Origin of the sequence: Streptomyces caniferus (assembly GCF_009811555.1) — a bacterium.
Taxonomy (GTDB): domain Bacteria; phylum Actinomycetota; class Actinomycetes; order Streptomycetales; family Streptomycetaceae; genus Streptomyces; species Streptomyces caniferus.
This window is the reverse complement of sequence record NZ_BLIN01000005.1, coordinates 2,948,645-2,964,115: the sequence shown is the minus strand read 5'-3', so window position 1 is coordinate 2,964,115 and position 15,471 is coordinate 2,948,645. Positions and strand designations below refer to the sequence as shown.

Genomic DNA, 15,471 nt, shown 5'->3' with positions numbered 1-15,471 from the left:
GACGCCACCGACAGGAGATTGGATGCTCGGGCGTACGCTGGCGATCGCACCAAAAGACCGCACAGGCCCGCACATCACCGCGCGGCCGGACCCGAGGGAGCGCACCGTCATGCCGTATCCGAGCGTGCTGCTCGCCGCAGCCCAGGAGACCGCCAGGGACGGCGGACCCGGATGGATCCTGCGCGCCGTGATCATCGTCGGCTTCGTGGGCGCCGGCCTGCTCGCCTGGTTCCTGCTGCGCGGCTACGGCCAGGACTGACCCCGCGGGGCCCGCCGGAGTCCTCGGGACGGAGTCGGCGTGAGCCCGCGGTGAGGTGGCGCTTACGATGTGGTGGAAGTCTCTGCCCGCCCCAGCCCGGATTGGTCCTGCTGACGATGAGCCTGCACACCACCGCACACTCCCTGGTTTCCCTCGCCGCCGAGCCCGGACACGAGGGCGGTCACGCCAGCCTCAGCCCCTTCGTGACCGGCGGCGGCGCCCTGATTGTCCTGCTCCTCCTGCTCTGGATCACGACCCGTTTCAACCGGGACCGCTGAGCCGCGGCACCCGGACCCCGGCATCGCGCGGCGCCCAGTAGGGTCTGCACGCATGGGAGAGCACACAGGGCCCGTGAAGCGGCGGCTCGGAGTGATGGGCGGGACGTTCGACCCGATCCATCACGGACACCTGGTCGCCGCCAGCGAGGTGGCCAGCCAGTTCCACCTCGACGAGGTCGTCTTCGTACCGACGGGACAGCCGTGGCAGAAGAGCCACAAGAAGGTGTCCCCGGCCGAGGACCGGTATCTGATGACGGTCATCGCGACCGCGTCGAATCCGCAGTTCTCCGTCAGCCGGATCGACATCGACCGCGGCGGCAAGACCTACACGATAGACACGCTGCGTGACCTGCGCGCGGAGCACCGTGACGCGGATCTGTTCTTCATCACCGGCGCCGATGCGCTCAGCCAGATCCTGACCTGGCACGATGCCGCGGAGCTGGTTTCGCTCGCCCACTTCATCGGGGTGACCCGGCCCGGCCATGTCCTCGCGGACCCCGGGCTGCCCGCGGGGGCGGTGTCCCTGGTCGAGGTGCCGGCGCTGTCCATCTCCTCGACCGACTGCCGGGCGCGCGTCGCCCAGGGGGATCCGGTCTGGTACCTGGTGCCGGACGGTGTGGTGCGCTACATCGACAAAAAACAGCTGTACCGCAACGACCGCTGACGGGGCTGACGGAAAGGGGCACCGGTGAGCGACCGACACGATCCGTACGGGCCGCAGGACCCGTATGCCCACGACCCCTATGCCCAGGAGCAGCAGGGGCAGACGAGCTACACCTACGACGCCTACGGGCAGCCGGTGTACCGCGACGCCGCACAGCCGTCGTACGAGCAGCACTACGACGCCTACGGGCAGCAGACCGCCCCGTCCGCGTACGAGGGCTACGACCCCTACGGCGGCCAGCAGGGCGGCGGCCAGGCCGCGCAGGGACAGCACGGGCACGGGACCTACCAGGGGCAGACGGAGTACGGCTACGACGCGTACGGCCGTCCGCAGGTGCAGGACCGCCATGGCTACCCCCAGCAGTACGACCCGTACGCCCAGCCCCAGCAGCAACAGCCCCCTCAGCAGCAGCCGCACCAGCAGGAGTGGATCCCGCAGCAGGCCCAGCAGTCGCCGTACGAGCAGGTCGCCTACGCGGACCAGCCCCGCTACGACGAGCCCGCTCCGCAGCGCCAGGACCAGCAGCCCCGGCCGCCGGCCCAGCGCCGCGCCCCGGCGGAGGAGAGCGCGGAGCCGGCCGCCGCGGGCGGCCCGCCCGGTTCCGCCGGTTCTGCCGACGAGGACCCGGAGTACCGCACCGAGCAGTTCTCCTTCATCGAGGAGCCGGACGAGGACTCCGAAGACGTCATCGACTGGCTGAAGTTCACCGAGAGCCGCACCGAACGGCGCGAGGAGGCCAAGCGCCGCGGGCGCAGCCGGATCGTCGCGCTGTCCGTCGTGCTGGCCCTGCTGGTCGCCGGCGGCGCCGGCTATCTGTGGTGGGCGGGCAAACTGCCCGGCCTGGCGGGCTCCGGCTCCGGACCGGCGGCCGCGGCAGGCGGGCAGAAGCGCGACGTCCTCGTCGTCCATCTGCGGGACACCAAGACGGGGAGCAGTTCGACGGCGCTGCTGGTGGACAACGAGACCACCCACAAGGGCACCACCGTCCTCCTGCCCAACAGCCTCGTCGTCTCGAAGGACGACGGCAGTTCCACGACGCTCGGCAAGTCGGTCAAGGACGACGGCACCGAGCCGACCCGGGACTCCCTCAACAGCCTCCTCGGCGCCGACCTCAAGGCCAGCTGGCGGCTGGACACCCCGTATCTGGAGAACCTCGTCGAGACGGTCGGCGGGATCACGCTCGACACCGACGCCACCGTGCCCGGCGCCAAGAAGGGCGCCTCCCCGGTCGTCAAGCAGGGCAGGGCCCAGGACCTGGGCGGCCAGGCCGCCGTCGCCTACGCCACCTACCAGGCGCCGGGCGAGCCCCAGACCCGGCAGCTGCAGCGGTTCGGCCAGGTCATGCAGGCGACCCTGAAGAAGGTCTCCAGCGACGCCGACGGCGCCACGGCCACCGTGAAGTCGCTGCTGCAGGTGCTCGACCCGCCGCTCACCGAGGGCCAGCTGGGCAGCTCGCTGGCGCAGCGGGCGGAGCTGGCGAAGACCGGTGCGTACCGCACGGCCCTGCTGCCCGTACAGGCGAACGGCACGCTCAGCCAGGCCGCCGCGACCGGTGTGGTCAAGGACGTGCTCGGCGGCACGGTCAAGAAGACCGCCCCCGACGCGACCGCCCGGGTCGCCGTCCGCAATGCCACGGGCAACAGGGGCGCCACCAACAAGGCGCAGGTCTCGCTGCTCAACGGCGGCTACAGCTTCGTCGACGCGGGCACGACCGCCGCGGCCGCCACGTCCCGGATCACCTACGAGGACGCCGCCCAGAAGGCCAGGGCCGCGGAGGTCGCCAAGACCCTGGGCCTGTCGGCGGGCGTGGTCAGGCAGGGCAAGGGCGCCTCGAACGCCGACATCACCGTGGTCCTGGGACAGGACTACAAGGGCTGACGGGTAGGACGCGCCCGGTGCCCGTCGGTCTCCACCGGCGGGCACCGAGGGCCCCGACCACCGCGCTGACCAGCCCGGAGACCGAAACCGACCCACTGGTTCGAAAACCCAGTCGGGAGTGTCGGTGGTCCGTGAGACCCTTGAGGGGTACTTGACCGCCGATCCGGTCGCCCACGGGGACTGCGGCGCGCGCCGCGGCTCAGCGGTGCGCTCAGCTGCCCCTGCCCGGCCGGAGAGGCTGCCCCTCGACCCGGAAAGCCGCTTGTGACCGCCACGGACCGTTCCCTCGAGCTCATCAACGCCGCCGCCCAGGCCGCGGCCGACAAGCTCGCGCACGACATCATCGCGTACGACGTCAGCGACGTCCTCTCGATCACCGACGCCTTCCTGCTGGCCTCGGCCCCCAGCGACCGCCAGGTCAAGTCGATCGTCGACGAGATCGAGGAGCGCCTCAACAAGGAACTCGGCGCCAAGCCGGTCCGCCGTGAGGGCGACCGCGAGGCCCGCTGGGTCCTGCTCGACTACGTCGACATCGTGGTGCACGTCCAGCACAGCGAGGAGCGGGTCTTCTACGCGCTCGAGCGCCTGTGGAAGGACTGCCCCGAGATCGACCTCCCCGAGGAGGCCAAGGCCACCCGCGGCAAGGCCGCGGAGCACGCCGAGGCCACGGCGGGCGAGCAGGACGGAGAGCTGCTCTGAACGGCACCAAGGGCGGCCGGGGCCGCCGCATCGTCCTCTGGCGCCACGGCCAGACGGCCTGGAATCTGGAACGCCGCTTCCAGGGGTCGACGGACATCGAGCTGACCGAGGAGGGCCTCGGCCAGGCGCGCCGCGCCGCCCGGCTGCTCGCCGCCCTGCGACCGGACGCCATCATCGCCTCCGACCTGCAACGGGCCGCGACGACCGCGAGCGAGCTGGCCGCCCTCACCCGGCTCGAGATCACGCATGACGCGGCCCTGAGGGAGACCTACGCGGGCTCCTGGCAGGGACTGACGCACGACGAGATCCTCGCGCAGTACGGCGAGCAGTACACCGCCTGGAAGCGCGGTGAGCCGGTGCGGCGCGGCGGCGGCGAACTGGAGACCGAGGTCGCCGACCGGGCCGCCCCCGTCGTGCTCGGCCACGCCGACAAGCTGCCCGACGACGGCACCCTGGTCGTCGTCAGCCACGGCGGCACGATCCGCACCACCATCGGGCGGCTGCTCGGCCTGGAAGCCCACCACTGGGAGGGCCTGGGCGGTCTGTCGAACTGCTGCTGGTCCGTACTGGGCGAGGGCGCGCGGGGCTGGCGCCTGCTGGAGCACAACGCCGGCACCCTCCCGGAGCCGGTGCTCGGCGACGACGACTGACCCCGCCGGGCGGCCCCGGCCGACCGGATTTCACATCTGGGCAGGTCGCAGGCTAAAGTTCTTCTTGTTCGCGGCGCCGCCGGGGGAAACCCGGGGGAGCGGAACAAGACCCGGGGCTATAGCTCAGTTGGTAGAGCGCCTGCATGGCATGCAGGAGGTCAGGAGTTCAATTCTCCTTAGCTCCACAGCCCGGAAGATCCCGCCTCCAGACGGAGGCGGGATCTCTGCGTTGTGCGCTTCTTCGTGCCGTGTGCGCTCCCCGCGTCCTTTGGGGTCTCTCTTCTCCGAGCGGTGCGTGACCTCCGGGCGGCCGGTGCCGCGCCGCACGCTCACGGCTCCGCGTGCGCGCTGCCGCAGTGCTCCCGCTCCTCTTTCCGCTCCCGTGCGCGCGGGCCCGGGGCCGCGGACGCACACGCTCACGGCAGCCGGCCGGCCGGGCCGCGTGCCAACACCACGGAGGAGAAGGCCCGTTGGCGGCCGCAAGTGGCCTGCGCAGGCCGGGCCGGCGCGGCGGAGCGGGCAGTATGGGGCAGTGGCCCCGCTCCGGACGGCGCGGCGACGAGGGCGGGTTCGCCTGGATGGCGAGAAGGCGGGCCTGACCCGGTCCGTGGTCCGTGGCAGAATCGGACGGCGCCGGCAGGGGAGGAGAGATCGCGATGCCCACGAGCATCCTCGAGGAGGTCAACGACCTGCTCGAAGTGGCCGAGGCGCAAGGTTATGACTGGCTGCCGGAATATGTGCTCCGCTTCACCTGCCCCGTTGATGCTCCCCTTCCCGCAGCCGATGCCGACGATGGTCCCGCGCTGCAGTGCCCGTCCTGCGGCTCCTCCCATGTGGCCCAGGTGCTGGGTGACAACGGGGGCATTTCCTTCGTTTGTACGGCCTGCGGCCACAGTTGGAGCTGATGGATGGGCGCCCACAGCAGGAAATGTGACTGGTGCGGCAGCGGTACGCCGATTGTCCGCGACATGGAACCGGTCAACACCGACTACCAGTACTGGTGCGAGGAATGCGCCCGCGCCCTCGTCATCAAGGGCGACCCCATCGAGACCTACCGGGAACTCGACGGGGAGCCGATCTACGGGCGGCTGCTGGAAGAGCACTGCACACTGAAGCGGTTCTACTCGTTCGCGACGGCCTGAGCGGGCGCCACCCCGGCGACGGCGGCGGCAGGCGGAACTGTCGATCCCGCGGGTGCCGTTGGGCCGGCGGCGCGACGGTCCCCACGTCAGTCCGCGGCGCGGGCGGGCGGTTCACCCACCACTGCCGGCATCGGCCGTCCGGGCGCGCTGTCCCGGCCCGGCCGTCCGCCGGACCGCCGCAGCCGGGCGCCGGTCAGTGCCAGCAGCGCCAGACCGGCGATCGGATAGACGTCGGAGAGCAGCATCTGGACGCCGTTCTGCTGCAGTTCCTCGTGCTGGTGCCAGCGGTGCGGCACCCACCACAGCGCGAAGGAGCCGAACAGCAGGCCCAGGGCGAGGGTCGCGGCCCACCAGCGGCGGGCGGCGGTGCCGGTCCGGCGCAGCGCCTCGGAGCCCAGCAGGATCACCATCGGTACGCACCAGACCCAGTGGTGGGACCAGGAGACCGGGCTGACCAGGAGAGCGGTGGCCGCGCAGGCCATGGCCGCCCAGGCGCGCCGCCCGCGCAGCAGCGACCGCACCGCCAGCGTCAGACCGAGGGCCGCGGTCAGGCCGGCGACCACGATCCAGGTGATGTCCGGATCGTGGGTGTGCAGCAGCCGGGCGAGGGCGCCGCGCAGCGACTGGTTCGCGGTGATCTCCACCTCGCCGACCCGGTCGGCGGCGAACACGATCTCGGTCCAGAAGCGGTGCGAGTCGCGCGGCAGCACGAGCGCGGAGAGCAGGGCGCTGCCCAGGAAGGCGGCGGTGGCGACGGAGGCCTGCCGCAGCCAGACGTTCCAGGCGCCGCGCCCGCCCGCGCCGGAGCGGAGCAGCTGCCCGGCACGGACGGCGCCGGCCAGCGCGAGAAACACGGCGAACAGCGCCGGGGTGAGCTTGAGGCCGGCCGCGACACCGATGCCGATGCCCGCGAGCCGCTGGGTGTCCTTGCGGGTCAGGTCCCACAGCACCAGCGCGGCGAGCAACAGGTTGATCTGGCCGTACCGCAGCGTGGTCCACACCGGCTCGCACCACACCAGCAGTGCCGAGACCGCCAGCGTCGCGGCCGGTCCGGGGAGGTGCCGGGGCCGGCCGACCAGGCGCAGCGAGAGGTGGACGACGGCGAGCAGCAGCAGGAGGTTGCCGGCGGTGGCGAGGGCGCGCATCGCCGGCACGTCGAGGAGGGTGAGCGGGGTGAACAGCAGCGCGGCGAAGGGCGGGTAGGTGTTGGGCAGGTGCGCCGAGGTCGCCACCATGTCGTAGAGGGCGCCGCCGTTGCGGACGGTGAGGCCCTCGGCGCGGTAGACCATGAGGTCGAGCATGGTCACGTGCGCGAGGCGCTGCACGATCCAGAAGGCCGTGAACGAGACCAGACAGGCGAGCGCCGCCGCGCGGGTCGGGTGCCGCCGGATGATGCCCCTGCCGGGGTGGGGGCCGCGGGGGTCGGTGGGCGCGTCCAGCTCCAGCGCGGTCACGGCGTAGGGCTCCCCAGGACGAATCGGGCACGGCTTGCCGACAGTACCGTGCGTCACGCCGAGGGGCCCGGGCAGAACGATTTGGCAGAAGCCGGGGAGGTCCGTGTAATGTAGGCGATGCCGCAGCGGGGAACCGGGCGGGCAACAGAATACGGGGCTATAGCTCAGTTGGTAGAGCGCCTGCATGGCATGCAGGAGGTCAGGAGTTCAATTCTCCTTAGCTCCACAGAGAACAGAGCGGGTCGTCCGATACGGACGGCCCGCTCTGTCGTGTGGGTCCGGCACGGCGCGCGTGCGGGTCCGGGACCGGGTGTCCCGGCGCTCCGGACCCGGCGGGCGCTTCCTCCCGGATTGCTCTGATATCCGGTCAGTGGGCCGTCCGTTATGGCGAGTTGAGTGTTCGCTCCCTGTCCATTCCTGGTCAGTCCTTGCCATTCCTTGGGCTCTTCTTGGTGATCGCATGCCCCTGACATGAACGGTTCACCGAAAGAGTGGCGCATCGCGTGAACGTCACATCCCGCGCATTCACCGCTTGTGCGGTGCCGTGCACGTGCGCACCGGCGCAGCGCGGCACCCCGCATCGCCACAGCAGGGGGTTACATGAGATCAAGCCGCACCAGATCACTGCGCGCCCGCGCCGGTCTGGCCTGGGCAGCGACGCTGCCGCTGGTCGCCGGTGCGCTCGCGCTCGGCGCACCCGCCGCCGACGCCGCGGGCCACGACGGCGGACGGCACGCGCTGCAGGGCACCAAGCCCCTGTGGGCCACCCGGCAGGCCGACCAGGGCGACACCTCCGCTTCTGCGGCCGTCAATGCCCGCGTCTACCTGGCCGGCCGTGACGCCAAGGGGCTCGCGGACTACGCCAGGGCCGTGTCCGACCCGCACTCCGCGGCGTACGGGAAGTACCTGAGCCCCGCCCAGGTGCGGGCCCGTTACGGCGCCACGCACGACCAGATAGCCAAGGTGACCGACTGGCTGAAGAAGTCCGGCCTGACGGTCACCGGCACCACCAACCGGTATGTGACGGTCAAGGGCGACGTGGCCGCCGCCGAGCGCGCCTTCGCCACCGACCTGCACAACTACCGCAAGAGCGGTCACGTTTACCACGCCCCGTCGACCACCGCCTCCGCGCCCGCCACGCTGGCCGACGCGGTGCTGACGGTCACCGGCCTGAACAACGCGCCGCGGTTCGCCAAGCACCACTCCAGCGAACTGCCGCCGCCGGAGGGCGTCTTCCGCAACTCCGGACCGTTCTCGTCGTACTACGGCTCCAGGACCGACAAGAAGCTGCCGTCCGCCTACGGAGCCAAGGCGCCGTACGCGATCAAGGGCTACACCGGCAAGCAGCTGCGTGCCGCCTACGGGGCGAAGAAGTGGACCGGCAAGCACGTCACCGTCGCGATCACCGACGCGTACGCCTCGCCGACCATCGCCAAGGACGCGGACACCTACGCGGCCCGTAACGGGGACCCCCGCTACCGCCGCGGTCAGCTCTCCCAGGTGCTGCCCAAGGACTACACGCACATCGAGGACTGCGGCGCGGCCGGCTGGTACGGCGAGGAGACCCTCGACGTCGAGGCCGTCCACGCGGTCGCCCCCGACTCCGACATCGTCTACGTCGGCGGCGCCTCCTGCATGGACGACGACCTGCTCGACTCGCTGGGCAAGGTCGTCGACGGGCACCTCGCCGACATCGTCTCCAACTCCTGGGGCGACATCGAGGCCAACGAGACCCCGGACGTGGCCGCCGCCTACGACCAGCTCTTCCAGCAGGGCGCGGTGCAGGGCATCGGCTTCTACTTCTCCTCGGGCGACAACGGCGACGAGGTCGCCAACACCGGCACCAAGCAGGTCGACACCCCGGCGAACTCCGCCTGGGTGACCGCGGTCGGCGGGACCTCCCTGGCCGTCGGCAAGCACGACTCCTACCAGTGGGAGACCGGCTGGGGCACCCTGAAGGCGGGGCTCTCCAAGGACGGCAACGACTGGACCGGATTCCCCGGTGCCTTCAACGGCGGCGCCGGCGGCGGCACCAGCAAGACCGTCGCGCAGCCCTTCTACCAGCGCGGCATCGTGCCGGACGGGCTCGCGAAGGCGAACGGCGGCGGCGTGATGCGCACCGTCCCGGACATCGCCGCGGTCGCCGACCCCAACACCGGCTTCCTCGTCGGCCAGACCCAGACCCTGCCGGACGGCAAGCTGGGCTATGACGAGTACCGCATCGGCGGCACCTCGCTGGCCGCGCCGGTGATCGCGGGCGTCCAGGCGCTCGCCCAGCAGGCCCGGCACGGCGTCGCCATCGGCTTCGCCAACCCCGGCATCTACCAGCGCTACGGCACCGCCGCGTACCACGACGTCACCGACCACCCGCTGGGTGCCGGCCGTGACCTGGCCGTCGTCCGCGTCGACTACGTCAACGGCGCCGACGCCGGCAAGGGCACCACGACCTCGCTGCGCAGCCTGGGCAAGGACAGCTCGCTGCACGCGGGCGTCGGCTACGACGACGTCACGGGCGTGGGCTCGCCGGGCGCCGGATATGTGAGCTCCTACCGTCCCTGACGCGGGGCGCGGCACCGCCTTGCCGCCCCGCCCGTGACCCGGTGGGGCGGCGGCAGGAGCCAAGGGGCAACGGGGGGCGGGGCCCGCGTCGGGGGAATCCTCGGCGCGGGCCTCGTACGCCCTGCGGTACCCTGACGCCATGCGTGCCGTACGCCTTCTGCTTAGCGGGCCGCGCTGATCAGTACCGACGGATCACAGATCCGGTCGGAATCGGCGCGGCGTCCCCTCCTGTGCGAGGGGTCTTTTTGTTTCCGGCGTGCCGGGGATTCTTGGCGCGTTTCCGCAGGCAGAGACGATCGATGGAGCTTTGAGGATGAGCGAGACGACCCCCTCCCCCGCTGCCGAAAGCGCGGGAGGTGCCCCCGCCGAGACGGCAGCGCCGCACCGCTACACGGCAGCGCTGGCCGCCGACATCGAGGCCCGCTGGCAGGACTTCTGGGAGACCGACGGGACCTATGAGGCCCCGAACCCCAGCGGGGAGCTGGCCGGCGACGCCGCGCTGGTGGCCCGCCCCAAGAAGTTCATCATGGACATGTTCCCCTACCCGTCGGGTGCCGGCCTGCACGTCGGCCATCCGCTGGGCTTCATCGCCACCGACGTCTACGCCCGCCACCAGCGCATGACGGGCCACAACGTCCTGCACACCCTGGGCTTCGACGCCTTCGGCCTGCCCGCCGAGCAGTACGCGGTGCAGACCGGCACGCACCCGCGGGTCTCCACCGAGGCCAACATCGTGAACATGCGGCGTCAGCTGCGCCGCCTGGGCCTGGGCCACGACCAGCGCCGCTCGGTCGAGACGATCGACCCGGCGTACTACAAGTGGACCCAGTGGATCTTCCTGCAGATCTTCAACTCCTGGTACGACCCGGAGGCGGACGCGGCCCGCCCGGTCGACACCCTGGTCGCCCAGTTCGAGGCCGGCACCCGGCAGACCCCCGACGGCCGCCCCTGGGCCGCGCTGAGCCCCATCGAGCGGGCCAACATCCTGGGCGAGTACCGCCTGGCGTACGCCTCCGACTCGCCGGTCAACTGGTGCCCCGGGCTGGGCACGGTGCTGGCCAACGAGGAGGTCACCGCCGACGGCCGCTCCGAGCGCGGCAACTACCCGGTCTTCAAGGCCAAGCTGCGCCAGTGGAACATGCGCATCACCGCCTACGCCGACCGGCTGCTGAACGACCTGGACGCGCTGGACTGGCCGGAGGCCATCAAGCTGCAGCAGCGCAACTGGATCGGCCGCTCCGAGGGCGCCCGGGTCGACTTCCCGGTGGGCGACGAGAAGATCACCGTCTTCACCACCCGTCAGGACACCCTGTTCGGCGCCACGTACATGGTGCTGGCGCCCGAGCACCCGCTGGTCGCCGGCGCCGAGAACGGCACCGGACCGATCGTCCCCGACGCCTGGCCCGAGGGCACCCACGACGTCTGGACCGGCGGGCACGCCACCCCGGCCGACGCCGTCGCCGCCTACCGCAAGCAGGCCGCCTCCAAGTCGGACGTCGAGCGGCAGGCCGAGGCCAAGGACAAGACGGGCGTGTTCACCGGCGCCTTCGCGACCAACCCGGTCAGCGGCGAGCCGGTCCCGGTCTTCATCGCCGACTACGTCCTGATGGGCTACGGCACCGGCGCGATCATGGCCGTGCCCGCGCACGACAGCCGTGACTTCGCCTTCGCCCGCGCCTTCGAGCTGCCGATGCGCTGCGTCGTCGAGCCGTCGGACGACCGCGGCACCGACCCGTCGACCTGGGACGACGCCTTCGCCTCGTACGACGCGAAGATCGTGAACTCGTCGAGCGCCGCCATCTCGCTGGACGGCCTGGGGGTGACCGAGGGCAAGGCGAAGATCACCGACTGGCTGGCCGCCGAGGGCATCGGCGAGGGCACCGTCAACTTCCGGCTGCGCGACTGGCTGTTCAGCCGGCAGCGCTACTGGGGCGAGCCGTTCCCGATCGTCTACGACGAGGACGGCGTGGCGCACGCGCTGCCCGAGTCGATGCTGCCGCTGGAGCTGCCCGAGGTCGAGGACTACTCCCCGCGCACCTTCGACCCGGACGACGCCGACACCCAGCCGGAGACCCCGCTGTCCCGCAACGAGGACTGGGTCCATGTCGACCTGGACCTGGGCGACGGCAACGGCATCAAGCGCTACCGCCGCGAGACCAACACCATGCCCAACTGGGCGGGTTCGTGCTGGTACGAGATGCGCTACCTGGACCCCGGCAACGCCGACGCGCTGGTCGCCCCGGACATCGAGCAGTACTGGATGGGGCCGCGCGACGGTCAGCCGGCCGGCGGCGTCGACCTGTACGTGGGCGGCGCGGAGCACGCCGTGCTGCACCTGCTGTACGCGCGCTTCTGGTCCAAGGTGCTGCACGACCTGGGACACGTCGCGTCCTCCGAGCCGTTCCACAAGCTGTACAACCAGGGCATGATCCAGGCCTTCGTCTACCGGGACAGCCGCGGCATCGCCGTCCCGGCCGCCGAGGTCGAGGAGCGCGACGGCGGCTACTACTACCAGGGCGAGAAGGTCAGCCGTGTCCTGGGCAAGATGGGCAAGTCCCTGAAGAACGCCGTCACCCCCGACGAGATCTGCGTGGAGTACGGCGCGGACACCCTGCGCCTGTACGAGATGGCGATGGGGCCGCTGGACGTCTCGCGGCCGTGGGACACCCGGGCCGTCGTCGGCCAGTACCGCCTGCTGCAGCGCCTGTGGCGCAATGTCGTCGACGAGGCGACCGGCGAGGTCACCGTCGTCGACACCGAGCCCGACGAGGCCACCCTGCGGGCCCTGCACAAGGCGATCGACGGCGTCACCCAGGACATGGCGAACCTGCGCTTCAACACCGCCATCGCCAAGGTGACCGAGCTGAACAACCACCTGACCAAGGCGGGCGGCGCCGTCCCGCGCACGGTCGCCGAGCGGCTGGTGCTGCTGATCGCCCCGCTGGCGCCGCACATCGCCGAGGAGCTGTGGCGCAAGCTGGGCCACACGGACACCGTGGTGCACGCGGACTTCCCGGTGGCCGACCCGGCGTATGTCGTCGACGAGACCGTGACCTGCGTCGTGCAGATCAAGGGCAAGGTCAAGGCCCGCCTGGAGGTCGCCCCGTCGATCTCCGACGCGGACCTGGAGGCGACGGCCCTGGCGGAGCCGGCCGTGGTCGCGGCGCTGAACGGCGCGGGCATCCGGAAGGTCATCGTCCGGGCGCCGAAGCTGGTGAACATCGTTCCGGCGTAGGGAGCCCGCGGCGGCGCTCGGGACTGTTCCCGGGCGCCGCGCGGAGCCCGGGCGGCGGGGGCGTTTCCGGGCTGGGGCTCCTCGGCATCGGCGGCGGGCTCGCTGCGGGGGCGCCGGGCCGTTCCTGGGCGCCTGGCCACGGGCTTCGGGCCCGGGTGACGCCTGACGCGCGGTGCGGGATGCCGGTGTCGGGCGGCGGGCCGGAGCCTCGTCGGTGGCGTGGGCCGTTTGCCTGGGTGAGGGCCATGGGTGGTTTCCCTTAAGGGCAGGTTGGGGGTTCGTCAGGAACCCGTGACCTGCCCGAGCCGTTTACCGTGGAGGTACAGGGCGCGGGCGGACAACCGGCGCCGCCGACACGTTGGGGAGAGCCCATGGAAGCTGCTGTCGCCATCCTCGGGCTGCTGTTTGTGCTGTTCGTCCTGGCAGGGGTGTTCGTCACGGTCAAGGCGGTGAAGGCGGCCAAGCGCGGCGTCGACCGTACGGTCGCCCAGGCCCGCCGAACCGTCGAGGACACCAGCCTCCGCGCCCGGCAGTTCGCCCAGCCCGGCGTGGTCGGCGAACTCGCACAGCTGCGGCTCTCGCTGCGTACGTCCATGCGCGCCACCCAGGAAGCGCTCTACGGCGCTTCCTCCGACGACGCGTCCCTCAGCGAGGCGATCGGGCTCTTCGAGCGGCTGAGCGCCCACGGCCATGAGCTCGACGACGAGCTCAGGCGGCTCGAACGGGAGCCCGACCGGGCCACCATCGCCACCCGCCTCCCCGAGCTCCGGGAGCGCTTGGAACAGATCACGCACTCCGCGGAGTCGCTGCGCTGGGCCGCCCGCGACCGCGCCCGCAAGTTCGCGGACGTCGATCTGGCGTCGCTGAGCGACCAGATCGACGTCGAGGCCGGGGCGCTGCGCCACTGGACCCGGGTCGACGACGCCACGGACCCGCTGCGGGAGCCCGTACAGCCGCCCGCGGACGCGCCGTCACGGGCGCGCGCCGCCGGTGGCGCCCAGGACGCCGCCGGCGCCCCGGCGGGCCGTTCTACGGCCGAGGGCGGCCGCTCCGGAGCCCCGGCTCCGGAGGACCCGCCGGCGATCACCGCCCGTGACCCGCACACCCAGCCGTCCTACCCGTGGCAGAAGGCACCCCGCCGGACGGAGGGCACACCTACGTGAGGCCGTAGAGCGTCGGCCGAAGAACCTCGCCCGTAGAACCTCGAAGGAGGTTCGAGGGGGAGGGGGAGGGGTGGTGGGGGGCGGGGCGGGGCCCCCGGGAGAAGCAGGAACGCCGAGCCGGGCGCGTGGTGATGCCGCGCGTGTCCAGGAGCAGGGGCGGCGCCCTCCGATGCCCTCTTGGCAGAGGCTTGGGGAAACCTGGAAGATCTTGGGGAGGGGCCCGCACTGTGCGGCATCCGGATCCCCGGATAACCTCCCAGTCATGTCCCGCCATGTCGCGATCGTCACCGATTCCACGGCCTACTTGCCGCGGTCGGCCGTCGAGCGTCACCGCATCACGGCCGTTCCGCTGACCGTCGTCCTGGGGGACCAGGCCCTGGAAGAGGGCACCGAGATCTCCGCGAGATCCGTCGCCCAGGCGCTTCAGAAGCGCCGGCCCGTGACGACCTCCCGGCCCAGCCCCACGATGTTCGCGGACACGTACCGCAAGGTCGCGGCGGCCGGTGCGACCGGCATCGTCTCGCTCCACCTGTCCTCGGAGATCTCCGGTACGTACGACGCGGCAGTGCTGGCGGCCCGGGAGGCGCCGGTACCCGTACACGTCGTGGACACCGGGATGGTCGCCATGGCCCTCGGCTTCTGCGCCCTCGCCGCCGCGGAGACGGCGGAGGCGGGCGGGACCATCGACGAAGCCGTGGCCGCCGCGGAGAAGCGTGCCGCGGCCACCTCCGCCTACTTCTACGTCGACACCCTCGACTATCTGCGCCGGGGCGGACGGATCGGCGCGGCCCAGGCGCTGCTCGGCTCCGCGCTCGCCGTCAAACCGCTCCTCCAACTGGCCGACGGGCGGATCGAACTGCTGGAGAAGGTCCGTACGGCGTCCAAAGCCATCGCACGGCTCGAGGAGATCGCCGCGGAGCGGGCGGGCGAGAGCCAGGTCGATATCGCGGTCCACCATCTCGACGCGGCGGAGCGCGCGGATGCCCTGGCCCAGCGGCTCCGGGAGCGGGTGCCGGGGCTCCACGAGCTACTGGTGAGCGAGGTGGGCGCGGTGATCGGGGCGCATACGGGTCCGGGGCTGTTGGGGGTCGTGATTTCGTCGCGGTGAGAGGGGCGGTGGGGTGCCCTGTGGGTGACGGAGTTATCCACAACTGGGGATCCATCCACCGGAATTGCGGCCGATCGGCGGGATCTGCGCGAGGTGCCTAGCGTCGATCGGTATGAACTCTTCTCGATCTGCGTGGGTGTCTTCTTCGGCTTATCCGGGCTCTTGGGCTTCTTCGGCCCCTCCGGCTGTGTCGGCTCCTTCCGTCCCGTTGGCTTCATCGGGGCTGCCGGCGCTGACGTCTCCGGGGGGCTCCTTTGGCTTGGCGGCTTCTGAGGCCTCTGGGGACTCGGGGTCGGGGGTGGCTTCTGGGGCGTCGGGCTCGGGGGTGGGGTCGGCGCTGTCCGGTCGCTCTGGCCATGCCGGTTCCGCTGCTCACTCCGAT

The 15,471-nt window shown here is 71.6% G+C and carries 13 protein-coding genes and 2 tRNA genes; 14 read left to right on the top strand and 1 reads right to left on the bottom strand.

The genetic code is table 11. The features are described 5' to 3' along the window. Positions 1 to 109 precede the first annotated feature (109 nt). From Scani_RS40115 to Scani_RS29585, 9 genes are all read left to right on the top strand, one after another. Positions 110 to 259: a hypothetical protein gene (locus tag Scani_RS40115; RefSeq protein WP_167538157.1), complete on the top strand. Its 150-nt coding sequence runs from the start codon at positions 110 to 112 to the stop codon at positions 257 to 259. Positions 260 to 375: 116 nt separating this feature from the next. Then, positions 376 to 537, top strand: coding sequence for a hypothetical protein (locus tag Scani_RS40110; RefSeq protein WP_167538156.1), 162 nt, complete (start codon positions 376 to 378; stop codon positions 535 to 537). Positions 538 to 589: 52 nt separating this feature from the next. Then, positions 590 to 1,201, top strand: coding sequence for a nicotinate-nucleotide adenylyltransferase (nadD, locus tag Scani_RS29615; RefSeq protein ID WP_159480846.1), 612 nt, complete (start codon positions 590 to 592; stop codon positions 1,199 to 1,201). Positions 1,202 to 1,225: 24 nt separating this feature from the next. After that, the gene (locus tag Scani_RS29610) at positions 1,226 to 3,079 is read left to right on the top strand and encodes a LytR C-terminal domain-containing protein (RefSeq protein WP_159480845.1); all 1,854 of its coding nucleotides are present in this window, start codon (positions 1,226 to 1,228) and stop codon (positions 3,077 to 3,079) included. Between the two features lie 264 nt (positions 3,080 to 3,343). After that, positions 3,344 to 3,778 carry a ribosome silencing factor gene (gene rsfS, locus Scani_RS29605; protein ID WP_159480844.1) on the top strand — a complete coding sequence of 145 codons (435 nt, stop codon included), beginning with the start codon at positions 3,344 to 3,346 and terminating at the stop codon, positions 3,776 to 3,778. Further along, complete coding sequence (locus Scani_RS29600; RefSeq protein ID WP_159482452.1) at positions 3,775 to 4,428, top strand: histidine phosphatase family protein; 654 nt, start codon at positions 3,775 to 3,777, stop codon at positions 4,426 to 4,428. The genes rsfS and Scani_RS29600 overlap by 4 nt, the downstream gene beginning before the upstream one ends. 112 nt (positions 4,429 to 4,540) lie before the next feature. After that, positions 4,541 to 4,613, top strand: a tRNA-Ala gene (locus Scani_RS29595). A 471-nt stretch (positions 4,614 to 5,084) separates the two neighbouring features. Continuing rightward, a complete protein-coding gene (locus Scani_RS29590; protein ID WP_159480843.1) occupies positions 5,085 to 5,333 on the top strand; it encodes a hypothetical protein in 249 nt (82 codons plus the stop codon). Positions 5,334 to 5,336: 3 nt separating this feature from the next. Then, entirely contained in the window at positions 5,337 to 5,570 is a 234-nt protein-coding gene (locus Scani_RS29585; protein WP_006605665.1) for a hypothetical protein, read from the top strand. Positions 5,571 to 5,656: 86 nt separating this feature from the next. Here Scani_RS29585 and Scani_RS29580 read toward each other — a convergent pair whose 3' ends face one another. Further along, a complete protein-coding gene (locus Scani_RS29580) occupies positions 5,657 to 7,024 on the bottom strand; it encodes a glycosyltransferase 87 family protein (RefSeq protein ID WP_159480842.1) in 1,368 nt (455 codons plus the stop codon). 153 nt (positions 7,025 to 7,177) lie between these two features. Here Scani_RS29580 and Scani_RS29575 point away from each other — a divergent pair. From Scani_RS29575 to Scani_RS29555, 5 genes are all read left to right on the top strand, one after another. After that, positions 7,178 to 7,250 (top strand) — tRNA-Ala (locus Scani_RS29575). A 374-nt stretch (positions 7,251 to 7,624) separates the two neighbouring features. Next, entirely contained in the window at positions 7,625 to 9,583 is a 1,959-nt protein-coding gene (locus Scani_RS29570) for a S53 family peptidase (protein WP_159480841.1), read from the top strand. Positions 9,584 to 9,896: 313 nt separating this feature from the next. Then, the gene (locus Scani_RS29565; RefSeq protein ID WP_159480840.1) at positions 9,897 to 12,818 is read left to right on the top strand and encodes a leucine--tRNA ligase; all 2,922 of its coding nucleotides are present in this window, start codon (positions 9,897 to 9,899) and stop codon (positions 12,816 to 12,818) included. Positions 12,819 to 13,189: 371 nt separating this feature from the next. Further along, the gene (locus Scani_RS29560) at positions 13,190 to 13,981 is read left to right on the top strand and encodes a hypothetical protein (RefSeq protein WP_159480839.1); all 792 of its coding nucleotides are present in this window, start codon (positions 13,190 to 13,192) and stop codon (positions 13,979 to 13,981) included. A 262-nt stretch (positions 13,982 to 14,243) separates the two neighbouring features. Then, a complete protein-coding gene (locus Scani_RS29555; RefSeq protein ID WP_159480838.1) occupies positions 14,244 to 15,089 on the top strand; it encodes a DegV family protein in 846 nt (281 codons plus the stop codon). The last annotated feature ends 382 nt before the right edge of the window (positions 15,090 to 15,471 follow it).